The 19,428-nt window shown below is 35.7% G+C and carries 17 protein-coding genes; 15 read left to right on the top strand and 2 right to left on the bottom strand.

Annotated features, from left to right (window positions below; translation table 11 throughout):
• Positions 1-59 precede the first annotated feature (59 nt).
• The 10 genes from BHF71_RS03560 to pgsA all read left to right on the top strand — a co-directional run bounded on the left by BHF71_RS03560 (position 60) and on the right by pgsA (position 10,766).
• A complete protein-coding gene (locus BHF71_RS03560) occupies positions 60-1,304 on the top strand; it encodes an efflux RND transporter periplasmic adaptor subunit (RefSeq protein WP_069656298.1) in 1,245 nt (414 codons plus the stop codon).
• Complete coding sequence (locus BHF71_RS03555; protein WP_069656297.1) at positions 1,301-4,354, top strand: efflux RND transporter permease subunit; 3,054 nt, start codon at positions 1,301-1,303, stop codon at positions 4,352-4,354. The genes BHF71_RS03560 and BHF71_RS03555 overlap by 4 nt, the downstream gene beginning before the upstream one ends.
• 86 nt (positions 4,355-4,440) lie before the next feature.
• Positions 4,441-5,460 (top strand): stage II sporulation protein D, encoded by a 1,020-nt coding sequence (gene spoIID, locus BHF71_RS03550; RefSeq protein ID WP_069656296.1) that lies wholly within the window; start codon positions 4,441-4,443, stop codon positions 5,458-5,460.
• Positions 5,461-5,566: 106 nt separating this feature from the next.
• Positions 5,567-6,310 (top strand): M23 family metallopeptidase, encoded by a 744-nt coding sequence (locus tag BHF71_RS03545; RefSeq protein ID WP_069656295.1) that lies wholly within the window; start codon positions 5,567-5,569, stop codon positions 6,308-6,310.
• Positions 6,311-6,566: 256 nt separating this feature from the next.
• Positions 6,567-6,827 carry a sporulation transcriptional regulator SpoIIID gene (spoIIID, locus tag BHF71_RS03540; RefSeq protein WP_069656294.1) on the top strand — a complete coding sequence of 87 codons (261 nt, stop codon included), beginning with the start codon at positions 6,567-6,569 and terminating at the stop codon, positions 6,825-6,827.
• Between the two features lie 225 nt (positions 6,828-7,052).
• Complete coding sequence (gene mreB, locus BHF71_RS03535) at positions 7,053-8,048, top strand: rod shape-determining protein (RefSeq protein ID WP_069656293.1); 996 nt, start codon at positions 7,053-7,055, stop codon at positions 8,046-8,048.
• Between the two features lie 50 nt (positions 8,049-8,098).
• Positions 8,099-8,917 (top strand): flagellar hook-basal body protein, encoded by an 819-nt coding sequence (locus tag BHF71_RS03530; protein WP_069656292.1) that lies wholly within the window; start codon positions 8,099-8,101, stop codon positions 8,915-8,917.
• 43 nt (positions 8,918-8,960) lie between these two features.
• On the top strand, positions 8,961-9,803 hold the full coding sequence (locus BHF71_RS03525; RefSeq protein ID WP_069656291.1) for a flagellar hook-basal body protein: 843 nt from the start codon (positions 8,961-8,963) through the stop codon (positions 9,801-9,803).
• A 65-nt stretch (positions 9,804-9,868) separates the two neighbouring features.
• Positions 9,869-10,123, top strand: coding sequence for a DNA-directed RNA polymerase subunit beta (locus BHF71_RS03520; RefSeq protein ID WP_069656290.1), 255 nt, complete (start codon positions 9,869-9,871; stop codon positions 10,121-10,123).
• Between the two features lie 124 nt (positions 10,124-10,247).
• Complete coding sequence (pgsA, locus tag BHF71_RS03515) at positions 10,248-10,766, top strand: CDP-diacylglycerol--glycerol-3-phosphate 3-phosphatidyltransferase (RefSeq protein ID WP_069656289.1); 519 nt, start codon at positions 10,248-10,250, stop codon at positions 10,764-10,766.
• Between the two features lie 143 nt (positions 10,767-10,909).
• On the opposite strand, the gene BHF71_RS11465 is transcribed toward pgsA, so the two are convergent.
• The gene (locus BHF71_RS11465) at positions 10,910-12,463 is read right to left on the bottom strand and encodes a LysM peptidoglycan-binding domain-containing protein (RefSeq protein WP_176717300.1); all 1,554 of its coding nucleotides are present in this window, start codon (positions 12,461-12,463) and stop codon (positions 10,910-10,912) included.
• A 462-nt stretch (positions 12,464-12,925) separates the two neighbouring features.
• Here BHF71_RS11465 and fabZ point away from each other — a divergent pair, with 462 nt between their 5' ends.
• Positions 12,926-13,348 carry a 3-hydroxyacyl-ACP dehydratase FabZ gene (fabZ, locus tag BHF71_RS03505; RefSeq protein ID WP_069656288.1) on the top strand — a complete coding sequence of 141 codons (423 nt, stop codon included), beginning with the start codon at positions 12,926-12,928 and terminating at the stop codon, positions 13,346-13,348.
• Between the two features lie 75 nt (positions 13,349-13,423).
• A complete protein-coding gene (locus BHF71_RS03500; RefSeq protein WP_069656287.1) occupies positions 13,424-14,398 on the top strand; it encodes a type I phosphomannose isomerase catalytic subunit in 975 nt (324 codons plus the stop codon).
• A gap of 122 nt (positions 14,399-14,520) precedes the next feature.
• Here the strand turns inward: BHF71_RS03500 and BHF71_RS03495 are convergent, their stop codons facing one another.
• On the bottom strand, positions 14,521-15,678 hold the full coding sequence (locus tag BHF71_RS03495) for a glycerate kinase (RefSeq protein WP_069656286.1): 1,158 nt from the start codon (positions 15,676-15,678) through the stop codon (positions 14,521-14,523).
• A gap of 245 nt (positions 15,679-15,923) precedes the next feature.
• Here BHF71_RS03495 and BHF71_RS03490 point away from each other — a divergent pair, with 245 nt between their 5' ends.
• The 3 genes from BHF71_RS03490 to BHF71_RS03480 all read left to right on the top strand — a co-directional run bounded on the left by BHF71_RS03490 (position 15,924) and on the right by BHF71_RS03480 (position 19,399).
• Positions 15,924-17,669, top strand: coding sequence for a phospho-sugar mutase (locus BHF71_RS03490; protein ID WP_069656285.1), 1,746 nt, complete (start codon positions 15,924-15,926; stop codon positions 17,667-17,669).
• Positions 17,670-17,937: 268 nt separating this feature from the next.
• Positions 17,938-18,711, top strand: coding sequence for a YveK family protein (locus BHF71_RS03485; protein WP_069656284.1), 774 nt, complete (start codon positions 17,938-17,940; stop codon positions 18,709-18,711).
• The gene (locus tag BHF71_RS03480; RefSeq protein ID WP_245683811.1) at positions 18,701-19,399 is read left to right on the top strand and encodes a CpsD/CapB family tyrosine-protein kinase; all 699 of its coding nucleotides are present in this window, start codon (positions 18,701-18,703) and stop codon (positions 19,397-19,399) included. The genes BHF71_RS03485 and BHF71_RS03480 overlap by 11 nt, the downstream gene beginning before the upstream one ends.
• Positions 19,400-19,428: the final 29 nt, after the last annotated feature.

Genomic DNA, 19,428 nt, shown 5'->3' with positions numbered 1-19,428 from the left:
TTTAAAGCAAAAAAGAGATATGATTGTAAATGTATGCTAAAAAGGTAAGGAGGGGTATTGTGGGAAAAACTAAAATTATCCTTTTGATTATTTTATCTACTTTAATGATAGTTTCGTTATCTGGCTGTTCTATAAATAAAGAAGAAGAACAAACCCAATCAGATGAACCTACTCCGGTAGTAATAAAGCAAGTTGAAGAAAAATCAGTACAACAAACAAAAAGATACATAGGTAAAGTTAAAGCGGTTCAAGATATTATGGTTTTATCAAAGATAGCAGGTACAGTTAAAGAGATCTACGTTAACCAAGGTGATATGGTTAAAGAAGGACAACTGTTGATAAAACTCGACGATAAAGATGTAACTGATGCTTTGCATCAAGCAGAAGCAGCTTATCAATCAGCCTTGGCGAATCTTGTCCAAGCGAAAGAAGGAAGAAGCTCAAGAATTTTACAGGCAGAAACCCAACTTAAACAAGCTGAAGATGCTTATATGCAAGCTAAGAAAAACTTAGAACGAATTAAGGAGTTATACGAAGCTGAAGCAATTCCTAAAACACAATTAGAGCAAGCACAAACAGCATATCTACAAGCAGAAAATGGACTAAAGATTGCTCAAGATACCTTAGAAAAAGCTAATTCAGATGCCAATATTGATACCCTTGAATCTGCAGTTGAACAGGCAAAAGTTGGAGTTGAACAGGCGAGACGTGCTGTATCAAATACTAAAATCGTTGCCCCAATCACAGGCCAAATAGCCGTGTTAAATATTGAAAAGGGTGAAATAGCTTCGCCACAATTACCGTTATTACAGATTGTGAATCAAGATCAAATATTGGTAGGGTTAAATGTTACAGAATCATCATTGAAAAACTTTGAACTAGGTAAAAAATTAGCTATTTATGTTCCGGCAATAGATGAAAAAATTGAAGGAGAAGTTACCTTTATTGCACCTGCAGCCAACAGCCAAACATTGACTTTTCCAATCGAGATTAAAGTTGAAAATTTAGACCAGCGAATAAGATCAGGGATGTTTGTGGAAGTACAAGTAACAGATTCAGAGGATGAAAAATACGTGGTAGTTCCAACTCAAGCGGTTCTAGGAACTGGTGCTGATACATATGTTTTTGTCTATCTAAATGGAAAAGCTGTAAAACAAAATGTCAAAGTTAAGGATATGACATCAGAAGAAACTATTATCAGTGAAGGACTTAACCGGCAAGATAAAATCATCATCAAAGGACAATATGGATTAGAAGATGGGATAATCGTTGAAGTTATTATGGAAGAAGGGAAATCTTCATGAAAATAGTTGATGTCTCTGTAAAAAGACCAATTGGAGTCATCATGATCGTTATTGCTATTATCTTGATGGGAACTATTTCTTTAAAAAATCTAGCAATAGATCTATATCCGGAAATAAATTTGCCGATTACCATCGTAGTTACAGATTATGAAGGGGCAGCTCCCCAAGAAGTTGAAAAAATGGTTAGTGAACCACTAGAGGGTGTTTTGGGAACGATTGAAGGAATAAAAAAAGTCCGATCAATCTCTGCTCCGGGACAATCACTGATCATTTTAGAATTTGATTGGGGTTCTAACATGGACACCAAGATAAATAGTATTAGAGACAAACTCGATCTGGTCACAAACATCTTACCAGATGAAGTATCTAAACCCCTTGTATTAAAAATGGATCCAACTGCGATTCCAATCGTTCGTTTATCAGTTTCTGGAGATATGGAAGCCAGTCGTTTAAGTAATATAGCTGAAGATATTATTAAACCAAGGTTAGAAAGAACTTCAGGAGTTGCTAACGTTGATTTAATTGGTAATAAAGAAAAGGAGATTAAAGTAGAAGTAGCGCCTATTTACCTTAATGGTTACGGTCTTTCAATCAATCAAATTATCCAAGTACTTGCTGGTGAAAACATCGCTACTACTGCTGGTAATATAAAAAGAGGCGATCAAGAGCTTCTTTTAAGGATTAATGGTGAGTTTAGTAGCATTGAAGAAATAAAAAATTTATTGATCCCATTACCTACTGGTGGAACGGTGAAACTAGATGAGATTGCTAATATCACCGAAGATTATAAGAAAAGCGATACTATTACTAAGGTGTCAGGAAAACCTAGCTTAAGCTTTGATATTTCAAAAAAATCGGATGGTAATACAATTAAAGTTGCAAACGAACTATATAAATCTCTAGAAAAAATTGAAAAAATTTTGCCTGAAGGTGTAAAAATAGATATTGTTTATGATCTCTCGATTTTTATTCGTCAATCTGTGGATAATGTAGTGCGTAATTTAATCATAGGTGGAAGTCTTGCAACTATAATCTTATTCTATTTTTTACGCAGTGTAAGATCTACATTAGTTATTGCAATTACGATGCCGATTGCTGTTATAACAACATTCAATCTCATCTACTTCACGGGCGAAAGTTTAAATATTTTAACATTGGGTGGTTTAGCACTAGGCATTGGAATGATGGTGGATAGTTCGATCGTTATCTTAGAAAATATATTTCGCTATCAAGAACTTGGTTATGACAGGATAGAGGCAGCCAAAGAAGGCGCAAAGGAAGTTGGTTCAGCGGTTATTGCTTCAGCATTAACCACAGTTGCCGTTTTCTTACCTATTGTATTTGTAGAGGGGTTGGCAGCGGAATTATTTCGTCCTTTGGCATTAACGGTTAGCTTTGCTTTGATAGCTTCTTTAATAGCTTCATTAACAATTGTCCCAATGCTATCAGCATATCTATTGCAAAATAAACAAAAAGAACAATCTAAGATCATGAGTTCAGTATATTCAGTCTATAGACGATCCTTAGAGTGGTCTTTAAACCATAGAAAGACAGTTGTTTTTGGAACTCTTGCCTTGATCCTAGCTACATTTGCTTTGGTCCCAATGGTTGGAACAGAATTTCTTCCTCAAATGGATCAGGGAGAGATTAATATTGATATTACATTGCCAGAAGGAACCCTGTTAGAAGAAACAGATAAAACAATCGATTATATTGTCGAACGACTATGGGAAATTAAAGAGGTAGATACTATCTTCACAAGTGCTGGAAGCGGTGGAGTCTTTTCAATGGGAGTATCTAATACTAACGTTGGTAATATATATGTAAGATTAGTACCATTATCGGAAAGGAAACGTTCTACCGATCAAGTAATGGAAGAGATTCGTCGGTTGACGAAAAAGATTCCAGGTGCGGAGATAAATGTCTCCCAGATCCAAAGTGGTGGTTTTGGTAGTTCAGCCCCAATTTCTATTACGATTACAGGTGAAGACCTAAAGGTACTAAATAATTTAGCCGAACAGATAAAAGCAGAAGTTGAACAAGTAAAAGGCACTAGAAATGTTATAAATACGGCAGAAGAAGGAAGACCGGAAATGCAAATCATTGTCGATCAAGAAAAGGCGGCAATGTATGGTCTTAATTTTAGCCAGATTATGTCCACAGTAAAGACAGGATTTAATGGGCAAGTTGCTACTAGATTCCGAAGTCAAGGACAAGAAATAGATGTTAGAGTTACACTACCAGAAGAATATAAGCAAGATATGAAACAGGTTGAAGATATCTTAATTCAAACTCCATATGGTTCAGCAATTCCATTAAAAGAAGTGGCTGAGTTGGTTCAAGTGAAGGGACCAGCTCAAATAGAACGAGAAGATCAAAGGAGAAAGGTTAACGTAACAAGTGATATTGTCAATAGAGATCTAGGAAGTATCACCAAAGATATTGAAGATAGACTGAAAAAAATTCAAATCCCGGAAGGTTATATAGTAGAGATTGGTGGTCAAGTTGAGGATATGGCTGAATCATTCGGTAGTCTCGTATATGCCTTGATATTAGCGATCTTTTTAGTATATATGGTTATGGCAGTGCAATTTGAGGCAGTATCATATCCATTTATTATAATGTTTTCAATGCCAGCAACTTTCATCGGGATCGTGGTAGGATTGGTTGTCACTGGTCGAACATTGAGCGTCGCGGCTTTTGTTGGTGTTATCATGTTAGCTGGAATCGTTGTTAATAACGCGATCGTACTAGTAGATTATATTAATAACCTAAGAAAAAAAGGTAATAAGAGGTCGGAAGCCATTTTAATTGCCGGTCCTAATCGATTGCGTCCGATCTTAATGACAACACTAACTACTATTTTAGGTCTAATTCCATTAACTCTAGGGATAGGAGAAGGAGCAGAGACCCAAGCACCATTTGCAACAGTCGTCGTTTTTGGATTAGGTTTTTCCACTTTAGTAACACTATTATTGGTTCCGGTTGTGTATACGTATATCGATGATTTTGAGAAATGGTTCAAGAGAAAACTAAGCTTTAAAAGATAAAAACCAGTTCTAAAATAAAAGCTCCTTCAATAATTTGTATAGACAAGGATAATTTGTCCAAAAACAAGGTTGAAGGAGCATTATTTATGAAACCAATTATTCTATTATTTCTATTCCTGTTAGGTGCCTCAATGATTTTAATTCCTATTTTCTTTGTTATTTTTTTAAATGTTCCAGTTGCTAATGAAACAGCTTTTGATACGGCCTTTATAAAAAAAATTGAGCTAGAACTAGATCCAAGCAAAAACGTTCCGATAAGTGTATATAGAGCTAATTCTAAAAAAATCGAGACATATCCTCTAGAAGAATATGTGCGTGGCGTGGTCGCTGCAGAAATGCCAACGGAATTTGAACTAGAAGCACTAAAAGCTCAGGCAATTGCAGCAAGAACTTACATAGTAAAAAGAATTGCTGAGAAGGATTTTTCAGATGTGCCAGAAGGGGCAGTGGTAAGTGATACCGTAAAACACCAAGTTTTTTTATCCGATGATGAATTAAAGAAAATTTGGGGGATCGCCTATACCGAAAGAATTTCCAAAATCAATAAAGCAATCAATGAAACGATTGGACAAGTCATAACATACCAAGGAAAGCCGATTGATGCCTTGTTTTTCTCTACAAGTAATGGTTACACTGAGAATTCTGAAGACTACTTTGAAAAAGAGGTACCATATTTGAGGAGTGTAGCAAGTCCTTGGGATAACCAATCCCCAAAGTTTCAAACGAGTTTAACTATTTCTTACGATGTAATAAAAAGTAAGTTAAATGTGGACCCGGTCATTTTAGCCTCAACGGGACAAAAATGGATAGAAATATTAGAAACGACAGCAGGTAAAAGGGTAAAGAAAATCAGGATAGGAGACAAAATCTTATCAGGACGCCAGATAAGAGAACTATTTAACCTAAGTTCCTCAAGTTTTACCTTTGAGACTAAAGGTGATGAAGTAGTTTTTTATACTAAAGGGTATGGTCATGGAGTAGGTATGAGTCAATATGGAGCAAATGGAATGGCTAAAGAGGGTAGAACAGCTCAGGAGATAATCAAATACTATTATACTGGAGTAGAGATAACTGACATTGGGCAATGGATTAAACCAGTTTCATAAGTATTTACTCATCTCAGCAAGATATTGCACTTTGAGCAGAAAATTTATTCTGTCAAGGTATAAAGAGGTAAAAAATGGACAGAATGGATGCTGAGGTGATGTATAAATGAGTGCCAATTTTAAATGGAAAAAATTATTAGCAAAAAAATGGACATATCCAGCACTTTATTTAATTGCTGCAGCACTTATTCTTGCACTAATGTGGTGGTATCAGGATCCAAATGAATATCCATTAACTAGTGACGATTTAGGTTTGGAAGAGATTAATCCTGTGGCGGTAGGTGAGTTAAGTGACAACATTATCGCCAAAAAGTTAGGCGAGGACCTAGGTGAAGCAATCGCTGTAACGAATTCAGTCAACATTATGAAATGGCCAGTGGAAGATCAAAATGAAGTCGCAATCAGTATGGGATTTTTTGATAAAAACGCGACCGTTGAGGAAATGGAGAATGCTATTGTAACTTTCCAAAATGAGCTCTTACCGCATACAGGAATTGATATCGTTTCCAAGAATGGTGAGGCATTTAATGTTGTTGCAGCATTAAGTGGAGAAGTTGTAAGGGCCGAAAAAGATCCAGTTGTAGGATATGTGGTAGAGTTATCCCATGATCAAGGTCTTGTTACTTACTATTCTAGTATCGCTGAGTTAAAGGTGGAAAAAGGAGATACCGTTAGTCAAGGAGATATTTTAGGAGTAGCAAGCAGAAATATTTTTGAAAAAGATCAAGGGGTTCATCTTCATTTTGAAGTGCGAAAAGACGAGGTAGTTCAAAATCCTCAGCAGTTTTTAAACCGAGACATTAGTCAAGTTGTAAAGGATGAAGATGGTTCAGTGCAAGATTCAAATTAATGTAATGGCTAAGGCTACCAAGTTAAAAACTTGGTAGCCTTTTTTTTTTTGGTTCACTCCCAAAAGCCGCACTTATACAAAATACAATCTTTATTAGTAAAAAAGTGAATCATCTATTTTGTAACATCAAAGGTGTGTGAGCGTTTTTTCTTAAAAAATTTTGTGAATTAGCTTGTCAGGGCTTGGAACAAAAGAATATATGCCTATCCTTCTCATATAATGTAACAGATGATTTTGAATTGGGGAGGCGAGGGGAGTGCACGATTACATCAAGGAAAGGACCTTAAAGGTAGGTCTGTATATATTGGAGACTAGAAATACGGTTCGGGCAATAGCTAAAGAGTTTGGAGTATCAAAAAGTACGGTGCACAAAGATTTGACGGAACGACTGCCTGAAATAAACCCAGAATTAGCCAACCAGGTAAAAGAAATTTTGGAATACCACAAATCAATAAGACATATCAGAGGGGGGGAAGCTACAAAGATTAAATATAAAAGAGAAAGTAAGAACGCCTAAAAGAGGATACCCCATTACTCCCATGCTAGAAAAATCGGATAATTACTTGCTATTATTTGCAATTTTAATCTATTATTAAAATTGTAAAATAAGTATGAACTTATAGATAAAAAAGAGGATTTATGAAATATTTAGCGAATAGATGTAACTAATGACATTATTCGGACGATTACGAACAAATATTCGGGATTTCCGTAGTTAAAGTTAGCGGCAGGGAGGATGAATATGTTTAGTAAGGATATCGGAATAGACTTGGGTACTGCAAATGTACTGATCCATGTTAAAGGACGCGGTGTAATAATCAATGAGCCCTCAGTTGTGGCGATAGACAATGAAACCAAACAAGTTCTTAAGGTAGGAGAAGAAGCAAGACAAATGGTTGGTAGAACTCCGGGTAACATTGTGGCAATTCGTCCATTAAAAGATGGTGTGATTGCTGACTTTGAAATTACAGAAGCGATGCTGAGGCATTTCATTAACAAAGCAGGTGTAAAGGGGTTTTTTGGTAAGCCAAGGATTTTAATCTGCGCTCCAACGGAGATTACCTCAGTTGAGCATAAGGCTATTCGTGAAGCTGCTCAAAAAAGTGGCGGTGGAGAAATTATTCTAGAACAGGAGCCTAAAGCTGCTGCAATCGGTGCCGGGTTAGATATTTTTCAACCTAGTGGAAATATGGTCATTGATATAGGCGGAGGAACGACTGATATTGCTGTCTTATCGATGGGAGATGTCGTAACCGCCGCTTCTATTAAAGTTGCTGGGGACAAGTTCGATCAAGCTATTATGACCTATATCAAAAGAAAGTATAACTTGTTAATTGGTGATAGAACGGCAGAAGAAATGAAAATAAACATTGGTACGGTATTTAAAGGTAGTAGGAATGAATCGATGGATATTCGTGGACGGGATCTGGTTACAGGATTACCTATCTCGATTACTGTAACTTCTGATGAAGTATGTGAGGCACTTAAAGAGCCAATCTCTGCAATCATCACTGCTGCCAAGTCTGTTTTAGAAAAGACTCCTCCCGAGCTTTCAGCAGATATCATTGATAAAGGGATCATCTTAACAGGCGGTGGAGCTTACCTTCACGGAATTGATCAGCTGCTATCTGAAGAATTAAGAGTTCCCGTATTGATAGCAGACGACCCGATGACTTGTGTTGTAAAGGGAACAGGAATTATGCTTGAGAATTTAGATAAATTAACTAAAAAAAGATAAGTTGATTTTAAAAAATATTGTTGAAAATAACGGATTGAAGGAGAAAAACGATGATCAGAGGATTATATACTGCGGCGTCAGGTATGATTACTCAACAACAACGTCAAACTATCTTAACCAATAATTTGGCAAACATTAATACTCCAGGGTATAAGTCATATCAGGGAACAATTAGGGCTTTTCCGGAAGTTTTGCTTCAAGCTATCAATCAATCATCTGGAGGGAAGACTAAGAGAATCGGCTCAATTCATCAGGGAGTTTTTGTTGAAGAAAGTGTGCCAATTTTTTCACAAGGTGATATAATCGATACCGGCTTGTCTAATCATATAGCAATCTGGGATACAGATTTGCAAGTTGACGAAGAGACAGGAAAAAAACCGCAAATATTTTTTACTATAAAGGATGAAAATGATAACATCTTATACACAAGAAGTGGTTTGTTTACCGAAGATGCATCGGGACAATTAGTAACCCCAAAGGGATATATGTTGTTAGATGATATGGATAATCCAATCCAAGTGAAAGGTAGAGAATTTACCATAGATGAGAAGGGAAAAATCCTCTTCTCTGATGGAGAAGAAGTAAGGATTCAATTAACCAAAGTAAAGGATCCTTATAAGCTGGTAAAACAAGATAATGGGGTTTTTAAAATAGATGATGAAGAGATAATTGATTTAGATTTTGAAGATAACTATGAGGAAGAAAATTATAGATTATTACAAGGAAAACTTGAACGATCCAATGTAGATCCTACTCAAACTTTGGTTGAGATGATGACTGCTTTAAGAATTTATGAATCAAATCAAAAAGTAATTCAAGCAATTGATCGAACTTTAGAAAAAGCGGTAAATGAAGTCGGTAGGGTATAAGACATTAGTAGAGAGATAATTGGATTGAAAGAGGAGAGTACTGATGAATAACTCGATGATCAGCTCATTGGTTAGTATGCAAACGTTACAAAAGAAAATCGACACAATTGCTAATAATATAGCGAATATTAATACAGTAGGGTATAAGGGGAAGGAAGTATTTTTTTCTGAGATCATGTCCCAAAAGTTAAACCAACCGAAGGAGTTTTCTTCTTCAGGTAGAAAGACGAATCTAGGGTTAGAACAGGGATTTGGTGCCAAGATAAACTTAACACTAGCAAACTTCACACAAGGAACACAATTGGATACTGGCTTAGCAACTGATTTTATGTTGCGTGGTGAGGACATCTTCTTTACTGTGATACCAGCTGATGGTGATCCTATTGAATCTAACGATGTACGATACACACGGGACGGACATTTCCAGTTAGATGCTTATGGTTATTTGCTTACGAGTACTGGAGATTACGTATTGAACACTGACGATGAAAAGATACAAATCCCAGAGAATACGACCTTTAATGTGGACAAGCAGGGTAGGATAACAATCCAATATCCTGATGGTGAAATAGAAGAGTTAGGTTATCTTAAAATAACTAGGATGATAAATCCAAAAGTCCTAGAAACAGTCGGTAACAATCAGTATCAAATACCTAAAGAGTTAATTGAGCGGGACGTAATAGTGGTGGATGAAGAGTTTGATATACTTGAAGAAAACTACGCCAATAAATACTCAATCGTTCAAGGAAGTCTTGAAGGATCAAACGTAGATCTTGTTAAAGAAATGACTCAATTAACTGATACACAACGGGCTTATCAATTTCTTTCAAGGGGGTTATCAATTTCTGACCAAATGATGGGAATAGCTAATAACTTGAAAGGTTAGTCAATTAATATTATTATAAAGATGATTATTGTAATTGAATAACCGATGAAAAAGGGTTGAGACAAATGAGTTCTAAGCAAATTGCTATAAAATCAAGAAGTCAAAGAAGTTCTAGTACTAAAAACAGTTCCCAAAAGAGACGTACTTCATCTAGAAGAAAGAGAAGTTCCCTTTCTGTGTTTCTTTTTGTGTTAGCTATTTCAATTATCATGTTTATCGTAGGTTTGATGATTGGTTATGGAGTACTGGGTAAGAGGAATGGGATGGAAGTTTTTGATATAAATACATGGTTACACGTGTATAATTTGATATTTGGCTAAAAAAATCAGTCATCTTCCCTTAAATTGAGGATGACTATTTCTTTTATAAGTATTTGGAGTAAAACGAGGATTAAGGACATATATTTTAGTATTAGGTCGTTGCAAAGTTAGGAGGTATTCAGCCTTGAATTTACCGAATATCTTAACCATCAGTCGTTTTTTTCTGATACCTATTTTTTTATTTGTATTTTTTTTTCTAGAGTATGAGATCGTTGCCTTTGTGGTGTTTTTATTAGCCGGTTTAACCGATATAGTTGATGGTTACATAGCTAGAAAGTATGATTTAGTTACCGAGATGGGGAAATTGTTAGATCCTTTAGCAGATAAGTTAATGATGTTAACGGCAATCATTTCATTATTAATTGTAGGTAAGATCCCTTGGTTTGTGGCTGGATTAGTTTTTTTTAGAGAAATAGGAATGATCTTCAGTGCGATTTTTTTTCATGTCAAGGGCAAAAAAACTGTACCTGCTAACAAACTTGGTAAATCAACAACGGTTCTCTTTTACATAGCGATTTTAATGATTACTTTTCAATTACCTTATGATATTGAGTTTTTATCCTTCGTTGTAGCTTTTTCATTCCTCACATCTATGGTTTACTTGATTGAAGTTAGAAGAGCTAATAAGGAACTAGAAATTTAAAGTTAAGGATTATAGTAAGGGAGCACAACCAGCGTTAAGTTGGCTGTGCTCCTTTATGTTAACCCTATTCCACCCAAGGTGGTAGTGGGGACACTATATATTCTAAATCGGAAACCTTAATTTATGCAGGAAAATATTACGAACTAAAGTGATTCTACACCAGCTGCTATTCGAACCTGTTTTTGATGACTTTCGGTCATTTTTCCATCTTTATGTCGAGTGCTATTGAGGAAATGAATATCAAAGTGGCCGTTATAATTATTGTCTTTAATATATTGAATATCATGAGGCATTGAAGTCATTGAAGCCGCTATTCTTCTTCCGTCAACCTCAATGATTATTGCCCGTTTATTCCAGTTATATGTGCCTCCCCAAACCTCTTTAATAATTGCAGCATCCTTTGCAGTTAAGGGTTCACTATCAGCGTGATTAGCCCCGATTGTCCGTTTAACATACCATGTTCTTCCGGTTTGAAAATCGGTAACCTTAGCCACTTTTCCAATTGGAAAGACATATTGGGCTTCAGTCCACCAGTCCAAAAGCTCCCCATGTTTCTCGGAAACAACAGGTTTAACGGGAATATGATGGACTGGAATCGTTAGTTTTTGTCCTAAAGTAAGGGTGCTGTTTTGAGTAAGTTTATTAACTGATAATAATTCTGTGAAAGGAATTCCATACCTTATGCTTAAATCCCATAGGTTATCTCCTTTGGAAACAGTATGAGTAATATATGTCACAGTTGGCTTGGTGTAAGTTTCTTGAGTTCCTTTGTTTTGAGTAGCTGTATTTTCTACTGTGGGAATCGTTAGTTTTTGTCCTACATGGATCCTATCTGATGTTAAATTGTTAATCTGTTTAAGGGCTAAAACTGACGTACCAAAACGACTAGCTATTTTCCAAAGGGTGTCTCCAGAAACGACGGTATAGGTTGTCTGCTTTGGTGTCGTGATATTAACAGTTCTTGTCTTAGCATCCCAATTAACATTATAACCAAATGTTTCGGAGATAAAGCGAATTGGGACGTAAGTGGTACCATTCATAATCTTAGCTGGTGATATGGTGATTTTGTTTCCATTTACCCTTGCAGTATTAGAACCAATGACAAAAGCTATTTTTATGTCATCACGATTAATTCCAACTGTATTTGATGATTCGTTCCACCATACTGTAGCCCCTAAGGAATTGGCAATCGCCCTAATGGGGATATAAGTTGTTCCATCGATAATCATCGGTTCGGGAACAATTTCCTTGACTTGGCCATTTATGTTAATGGTGACGTCCATGGAAGAGGTGGTTGGAATTCTTATCGTTTGTCCAACATATAGAGTATCAGATGTTAATCGATTATAGTTCTTCAGCTCACTGACAGAAACTCCAAAACGATTAGCAATTTTCCATAACGAATCTCCCGACTGAACAGTATAACTGCTAGAAGTGTTGTCAGTAGCTGCAAGAACGGAGCCTAAAGGAATAGCACTAATCAGTGTGGCTCCGATCATCAATTTAACAGCTTTGATTTTTAAATTAGGGAATTTTTCTTTAATAAAATTTTTAATATCTTTAAATAAATTGTTATTTGTTATTTCCGTTCTTTTATCCAAATCTTTACTAAATTCTTGATGGAAATTATCAAGGTAGATCACAAGCGTATATTCGTCGCCATCCTTTTCAAGCTCGTAATGTTCAAATTGTCTCAATGGAACTAACTCCTTTACTGTATGATTTAGACAGTCTATTCTTAGTATTAGTAATTTATTTTTGTAATATGCGTTGTCCATCATCATCAACGCAATGCATGTTTTGACAATAATATGTTGTCCATCATCATCAACGCAATGCATGTTTTGACAATAATATGTTGTCCATCATCATCAACGCAATGCATGTCTCAGACAAGCTTATTTGAATGAGCTCGAAGACTTTAGGAATTTTCAAAACTCGCCAATGGCTCAAACAATGAAAATTCTACTCTAAAGTCCCCTGCGCTCTATTGATTAATGTACTCGCCAATGCTCTGCTTTAGATGATTGATGGACATATTTGTTCAGAATCATCGGAAAAGGGAGGTTGAAATGAGAAGGTAGGTAAAATAAAATATGTGATATAAGATGAGATAGAGCGGCATTAAAAGCATGATGAAAATAGAAAGGAGTCGAATTATGTTAGATATAAATGAAATTAAGAAAATTATTCCCCATCGTTACCCTTTTTTATTAGTTGATAAGATAATTGAGCTAGAGGAAGGAAAAAAGGCAGTAGGTATAAAAAATGTGACGATGAATGAACCGTTTTTTCAAGGGCATTTTCCTGAGTATCCGGTTATGCCAGGTGTGTTGATCGTAGAAGCTTTAGCACAGGTTGGAGCCGTGGCAATGTTAATCAAAGAAGAAAATAAAGGTAAGTTGGCTTTTTTCACTGGAATAGATAAATTTAGATTTAAAGCTCAAGTTAAACCCGGGGATACGCTAACTTTAACAGTAGAAGTGATCAGAATTAAAGGACCAATGGGTAAAGGTAAAGCAACGGCTTTTGTTGGTGATAAACTTGTGGCTGAAGGTGAAATAATGTTTGCGATAAAATAAGCTTATAATCAAAATTTGATCGATATGACTTTGTGTATGAAAAAAATGAGTAGGTTATAGTTGGAGGAGATATGTGTGCTTTTTTATCCAGTAAAATTTGCAGCAATACCCAAAGAAAGGATCTGGGGTGGGAATAAGTTAAAGGCACTTTTCAAAGAAAAAAGTGAGGAGCCGATTGGCGAGTACTGGGTTCTCTCTGGTCATCCAAATGGTACAAGTATAGTTGTAAATGGTGAATTAAAGGGTAAAAGTTTGGTCGACCTAACAAAACAATATCCAGAAGTTTTTTTGGGTAATTCACCACAAGATCGTTTCCCGTTATTAATTAAGTTTATTGAAGCTAATGATGATTTATCGGTTCAGGTACACCCAGATGATAATTATGCCTTAAAAGTAGAAGGGGATTATGGTAAGACGGAAGCGTGGTACATTCTGGGTGCGAAAGAAAATGGTCAAGTTATCTTTGGCCATCATTTTAAGAATAAAGAAGAATATAAGTCTGCTATTGAAAATAAACAAATAAAAGACTTTTTAAATTATCAAAAGATTGAAGAGGATCAATTGCTCTATATTCCATCAGGAACGATCCATGCTTTATTATCTGGGACAATCTTAATTGAAGTCCAACAAACTTCAGATATTACTTATCGAGTGTATGATTGGGATCGTGTCGATAAAAATGGTAAAGGCCGAGAGTTACATATTGAAAAAGCAGCTGATGTAATAAACTATACTGATCAAACGACACAGGACGAAACGAGGCATTCAATAGTTGCCACGGATTCCATTTCACATGAACAGTTGGTTAAAAGCGATTACTTTGTGATAGAGAAAATAATACTTGAAAATACCGCATATCAACTGCAATTAGGAAAGGAAGGAAATCCTGATGTATTGATTATTGCTGAAGGTGAAGGGACATTGATTGCAGGTCAAGAAATTGAAACTATTGCATTACAAGCTGGAGACACTTTACTAGTTCCTACGACGATCAAGAATTATGAGATACAGACAAAATCAAAAATAAAAATATTGAGGACATATTATTAAAAAATAATAGGGCTGCTTGATAGCCCTATTTGTTTTATTATGAATTGTATTTTGTAAAGTGCCCACTTTTATGCTTTTAACCACATTTGTTTTTGTTCATCTGTAATTATCGCCATTTTCATTCACTCATCCTCATGTTTATCTGTAATTAATTTTATCAATCTAAAGATTTCTTCAGCATTTTTGGTTAGGAACATCTTTGCTGTCGTTGGTTCCATTGCTTGTTCAACTGTAATTGGGTAATTGATAATCGAGAAGATAGCATCAATTCCTGCTTCATGGGTAAGAAAGCTTTTATCATCAACATATCCAGCTAGGGCGATTACCGGCACATTATATTCTTTGGCGATTTTTGCTACCCCTACTGGGACTTTACCGTTAATTGTTTGGCTATCGATTTTGCCTTCACCAGTAATGACGTAATCGGCGTCATGTAAATATTTTTTTAAGTTTGCTTTTTCAATAATGATATCAATGCCTCTTTTTAAGGTTGCGTTAACAAAGGCAAACAATCCTCCACCTAAACCACCTGCAGCACCAGCCGCTGGTAAGTTATGAATGTCTTTTTTTAAATCGCGATAGATAATTTTGGCAAAGTTTTTAAGTCCATTATCTAGTTCATTTAACATCTTAGGTGTTGCCCCTTTTTGAGGCCCATATATATAAGTAGCGCCATTTGGTCCGTAAAGGGGGTTTGTAACATCACTTGCTACGATAAAATTAGCTTTAAAGATGCGGTGATCGACGTTAGTTGCATCAATTCGTCGTAAATTTTGTAATGAACCGCCACCAAAAGCTATTTCCTGGTCATCGGCATCTAATAGTTTATAGCCAAGCGCTTGAGCTAGTCCTGCACCGCCATCATTAGTTGCACTACCGCCCAAGCCAATGATAAATTCAGTACAACCACGATCTAATGCGTGTCTAATTAATTCACCAACACCGTAAGTAGTTGTAATTAAAGGATTTAATTGATCTTGCGGGACTAATGTAATACCTGCAGCAGCTGCCATTTCGATCACTGCTGTTTTTTTATCGGTAAGAATCCCGTATGTTGCGGTAACTTTTGTTCCTAATGGTCCGGTAACGTTGGTGGTAACAAGTTCTCCGCCAATTGAACTGATAAAGGCTTGTACAGTTCCTTCCCCGCCGTCAGCAATCGGGAACTTGATAATATCCGCCCGGGGATAAACTTTTTTTATCCCTGATTCAATCGCTTTAGCTACTTCAAGTGAATTTAGACTACCCTTAAAAGAGTCACTAGCAATAACTATTTTCACGAAGCTCTCTCCTTAGAATAAATTATTCAGAATTTTACTAGTCCTTGTTCATCTACTGTAAATTTATCACCTAGAGAAATAATATTAAAGCCTTTGGTTTTAATATCTGTCTTGTCTCATCGTCTAAAACCCTGATATTGGATAATGAGGCTCTTGATAGCTAGTTTTCCACTTTTAAATGTGCTAAGATGTGAATAAAATAATAGATTGCAAGGGTAGGAAAGATTGGAAGGGAGTATATTTATATGAGTCATCTTGAAATGTATCTTAAATGGGTTAATCATCCTAATTTAACTAAAAGCCTAAAAGCAGAACTAGAAGCTATAGCTAATGAACCGAAAGAAATTGAGGAACGTTTTTATCAGAATTTAGAATTTGGTACTGGTGGTTTACGGGGAATTATTGGTGCCGGAACAAATCGGATAAATATCTATACCGTACGAAAGGCAACTAAAGGGATAGCTAATTATATTTTAAAAAATTATCCAAATGAAAAACAGCAAGGAGTTGTCATTGCCCATGACTCCAGGCGCTTCTCTAAAGAGTTTGCAGAACAAGTTGCCTTAGTTTTGGCGAACGATGGAATTAAGGCTTATCTATTTGAAGATTTACGTCCGACTCCGGAACTTTCTTTTGCTGTAAGAGAATTGAAAGCTTTATTTGGAGTTGTTATCACGGCAAGTCACAATCCACCAGAATATAACGGATATAAGGTATATAACTCCGACGGTGGCCAGATCACCGAAAAATTAGCCATGGCTTTGATCAATGAAATCAAACAAGTAAATGATGAATTGAGCATTAAAGTTGCTGATAAAGAGAAGGCGATCGAAGCCGGGTTATTAGAATATCTTGATAAAGAATTAGATAATAAATACATCGAAAAAGTTAAACAAATATCCCTTAATCCATTAGCGGAATTAAAAATCAAATCGCCAAAGATCGTCTATTCGCCACTACATGGAACGGGAAATATTCCTGTTCGTCGGGCATTAACGGAACTAGGTTTTGATGTTGAGGTAGTTGAAGAACAAGCAAGCCCAGACCCTGATTTTTCAACTGTTAAAGTACCAAATCCTGAGGATCCAAATGCTTTTACCTTAGCTTTGGAATTAGCTAAAGAAAAAGCCGCTGATCTAATTATGGCAACAGACCCTGATGCGGATCGTCTCGGAGTATTTGTTAAGGATAATGATAACTACGTTGCTTTAAATGGTAATCAATTAGGGGTTCTACAGCTTTACTACGTTTTATCACAGCTTAAAGAAAAAAATGAGTTGCCTGCAAATGGAGTTGTTATTAAAACGATTGTAACCTCAGAATTGGGTAGGGTAATTGCTAAATCATTTGGTATAGAAACTATCGATACCCTAACTGGATTTAAATATATTGGGGAAAAGATTAAAGAATTTGAAGAAACAAATGAGCATACATTTCTGTTTGGCTATGAAGAAAGCTATGGATATTTGGTAAAAGGTTTCGTGCGCGACAAGAGCGCAATCCAAGCCTGTGTTTTAACAGCTGAAATGACCGCATATTATTTGAATCAAGGTAAGACATTACTTGATGTGTTAATTGAGTTATATGAACAGTATGGGTATTATAAGGAAGAATTAGTTTCGTTCACGATGCAAGGAATTGAGGGAATGCAAACGATTAAAAACATCATGCAATATTTACGGAAAAATTCACCTACAACCATTGCTAAACAGGGTGTAACAATCATAGAAGACTATCTAATTAGTAAAAGGAGATATACAAAAGAAGATTTAGAGGAAGATATAACGCTACCAAAATCCAATGTTTTAAAATATATCTTAAATGATCAATCTTGGATTGCGGTAAGACCTTCAGGTACGGAGCCAAAGATAAAGATCTACTTAGCTACTCGAGGAAAAACTGCAAAAGATGCAAAAGAAAAACTACAAGGTATTAAAGAAGCAGTGTTGCAGTTAATTGATGTGGCACAACAAGTGAAGCAAGTAGTTTAATAAAAGATACTATTATGACCAAGAATCTAATGGTTCTTGGTTTTTTCTTGAAACCAAAGTAGTATTTTGTAACGTGCTCACCTTGTCCGTTACACTACCAAAAGTCGCACTTATACAAAATACTACTTACACAAAAAAGTTAATTAGTGGTTGGTTGGTATATCTTGTAATAAAAGAGAACATTTTTTGACAATACGTGAAGGAATTTGTTATTAAATGACGAATAGATAAAACTAGCTAAATATCACCAATGAAATAGGAGGAAGATATGGAGGAAATTAGACGGAACGAAGACGTTGAAATCGATTTAAGAGAGTTATTGCAAATCATTAAAAAACGACTGGGAATGATTTTGGTTATAGTTTTAGTTGCGACTCTTGTTAGTGGGATCATTAGTTTTTTCTTTTTAACTCCTATTTACCAAGCATCGACAGAGTTATTGGTTAATAAGAGTGATCAAGATATGAATAGCATTTATTCATATTCCGATATCCAAACTAACTTAAAGTTGATTGAAACCTATAACGTAATCATCAAAAGTCCACGGATTATCGATTTAGTAATTGCTAATTATAACCTAGACCTAACAGCTCAAGAATTAATCAATAAGATTTCGGTGAATACGGTTAAGAACTCCCAGGTGATGTCAATAACCGTTACTGATCCCGATTATACCAAAGCGGTGATGTTAGCTAATGCAATAGCTGACACCTTTGAGAAAGAAATAGTTAATATTATGAAAGTAGATAATGTACAAATCCTAACTAAAGCCAAGGCGGTACAAAATCCAGCACCTATCAAACCAAAGCCAATGTTGAATATTATGATCGCCCTTGTCTTAAGTTTGATGTTAGGAATTGGATTAACGTTTCTATTAGAGTATCTGGATAATAGTATTCGGTCAGAAGCAGACATCGAAAGATTACTAGGTTATCCTGTATTAGGAAGTATTTCAACCTTTGAAATAAGTAAAGAGAAACATAAGATAGTTAGGCAAGTAAATGGAACTTTACAAAAGAGGGGTGAGGTACGTGAAATTTAAGACGAAAGGAAAAACAAAACGAGAACGCAAGTTGATCACAATTTATAGTCCTAAATCACCAATTTCCGAATCTTTCCGTACCTTACGGACCAATATTCAATTTGCCAGTATTGATCAATCATTAAAGACGTTGATGGTAACTAGTACAGGGCCAGGGGAAGGAAAATCTACTATCATCGCCAACCTAGCAGTTGTCTTAGCACAACAAGAAAAGAAGGTGTTGCTTGTTGATGCTGATATGCGAAAGCCAACAGTTCACCATACTTTTCGTCTACCTAATCTTGTAGGATTGACCAATGTACTTGTTGGGAACGAAGTGTTAGAGGATGCAATTCAAGAAACTACAGTCAATAATTTAAATATTTTAACTTCCGGTCCCATTCCTCCTAACCCTGCAGAACTATTAGGTTCCAATAGAATGTCACAGCTAGTAGATGAAGTGTCGTCAACTTATGATATTGTTTTATTTGATGCTCCTCCGGTTATTGCTGTAACAGATGCTCAAGTCCTTTCACGGATAATTGATGGGGTTTTATTGGTAGTACATAGTGGTAAAACTCATCGTGAGATGGCAATTAAATCAAAGGAGCTATTAGAAAATGTTCGAGCCAATGTGATTGGAGTTGTATTAAATCATAAAGAAGTAAAAGGAGAAAATTATTACTACTACTATTACGGCGAAAATTAAAACCTTCATAGATTATGATCCTATCTCGT

The sequence above is a fragment of the Vulcanibacillus modesticaldus genome (assembly GCF_001730235.1).
Classification (GTDB): domain Bacteria; phylum Bacillota; class Bacilli; order Tepidibacillales; family Tepidibacillaceae; genus Vulcanibacillus; species Vulcanibacillus modesticaldus.
Note: the sequence above shows the minus strand (reverse complement) of the source record. Positions and strands in the feature narration are given on the sequence as shown.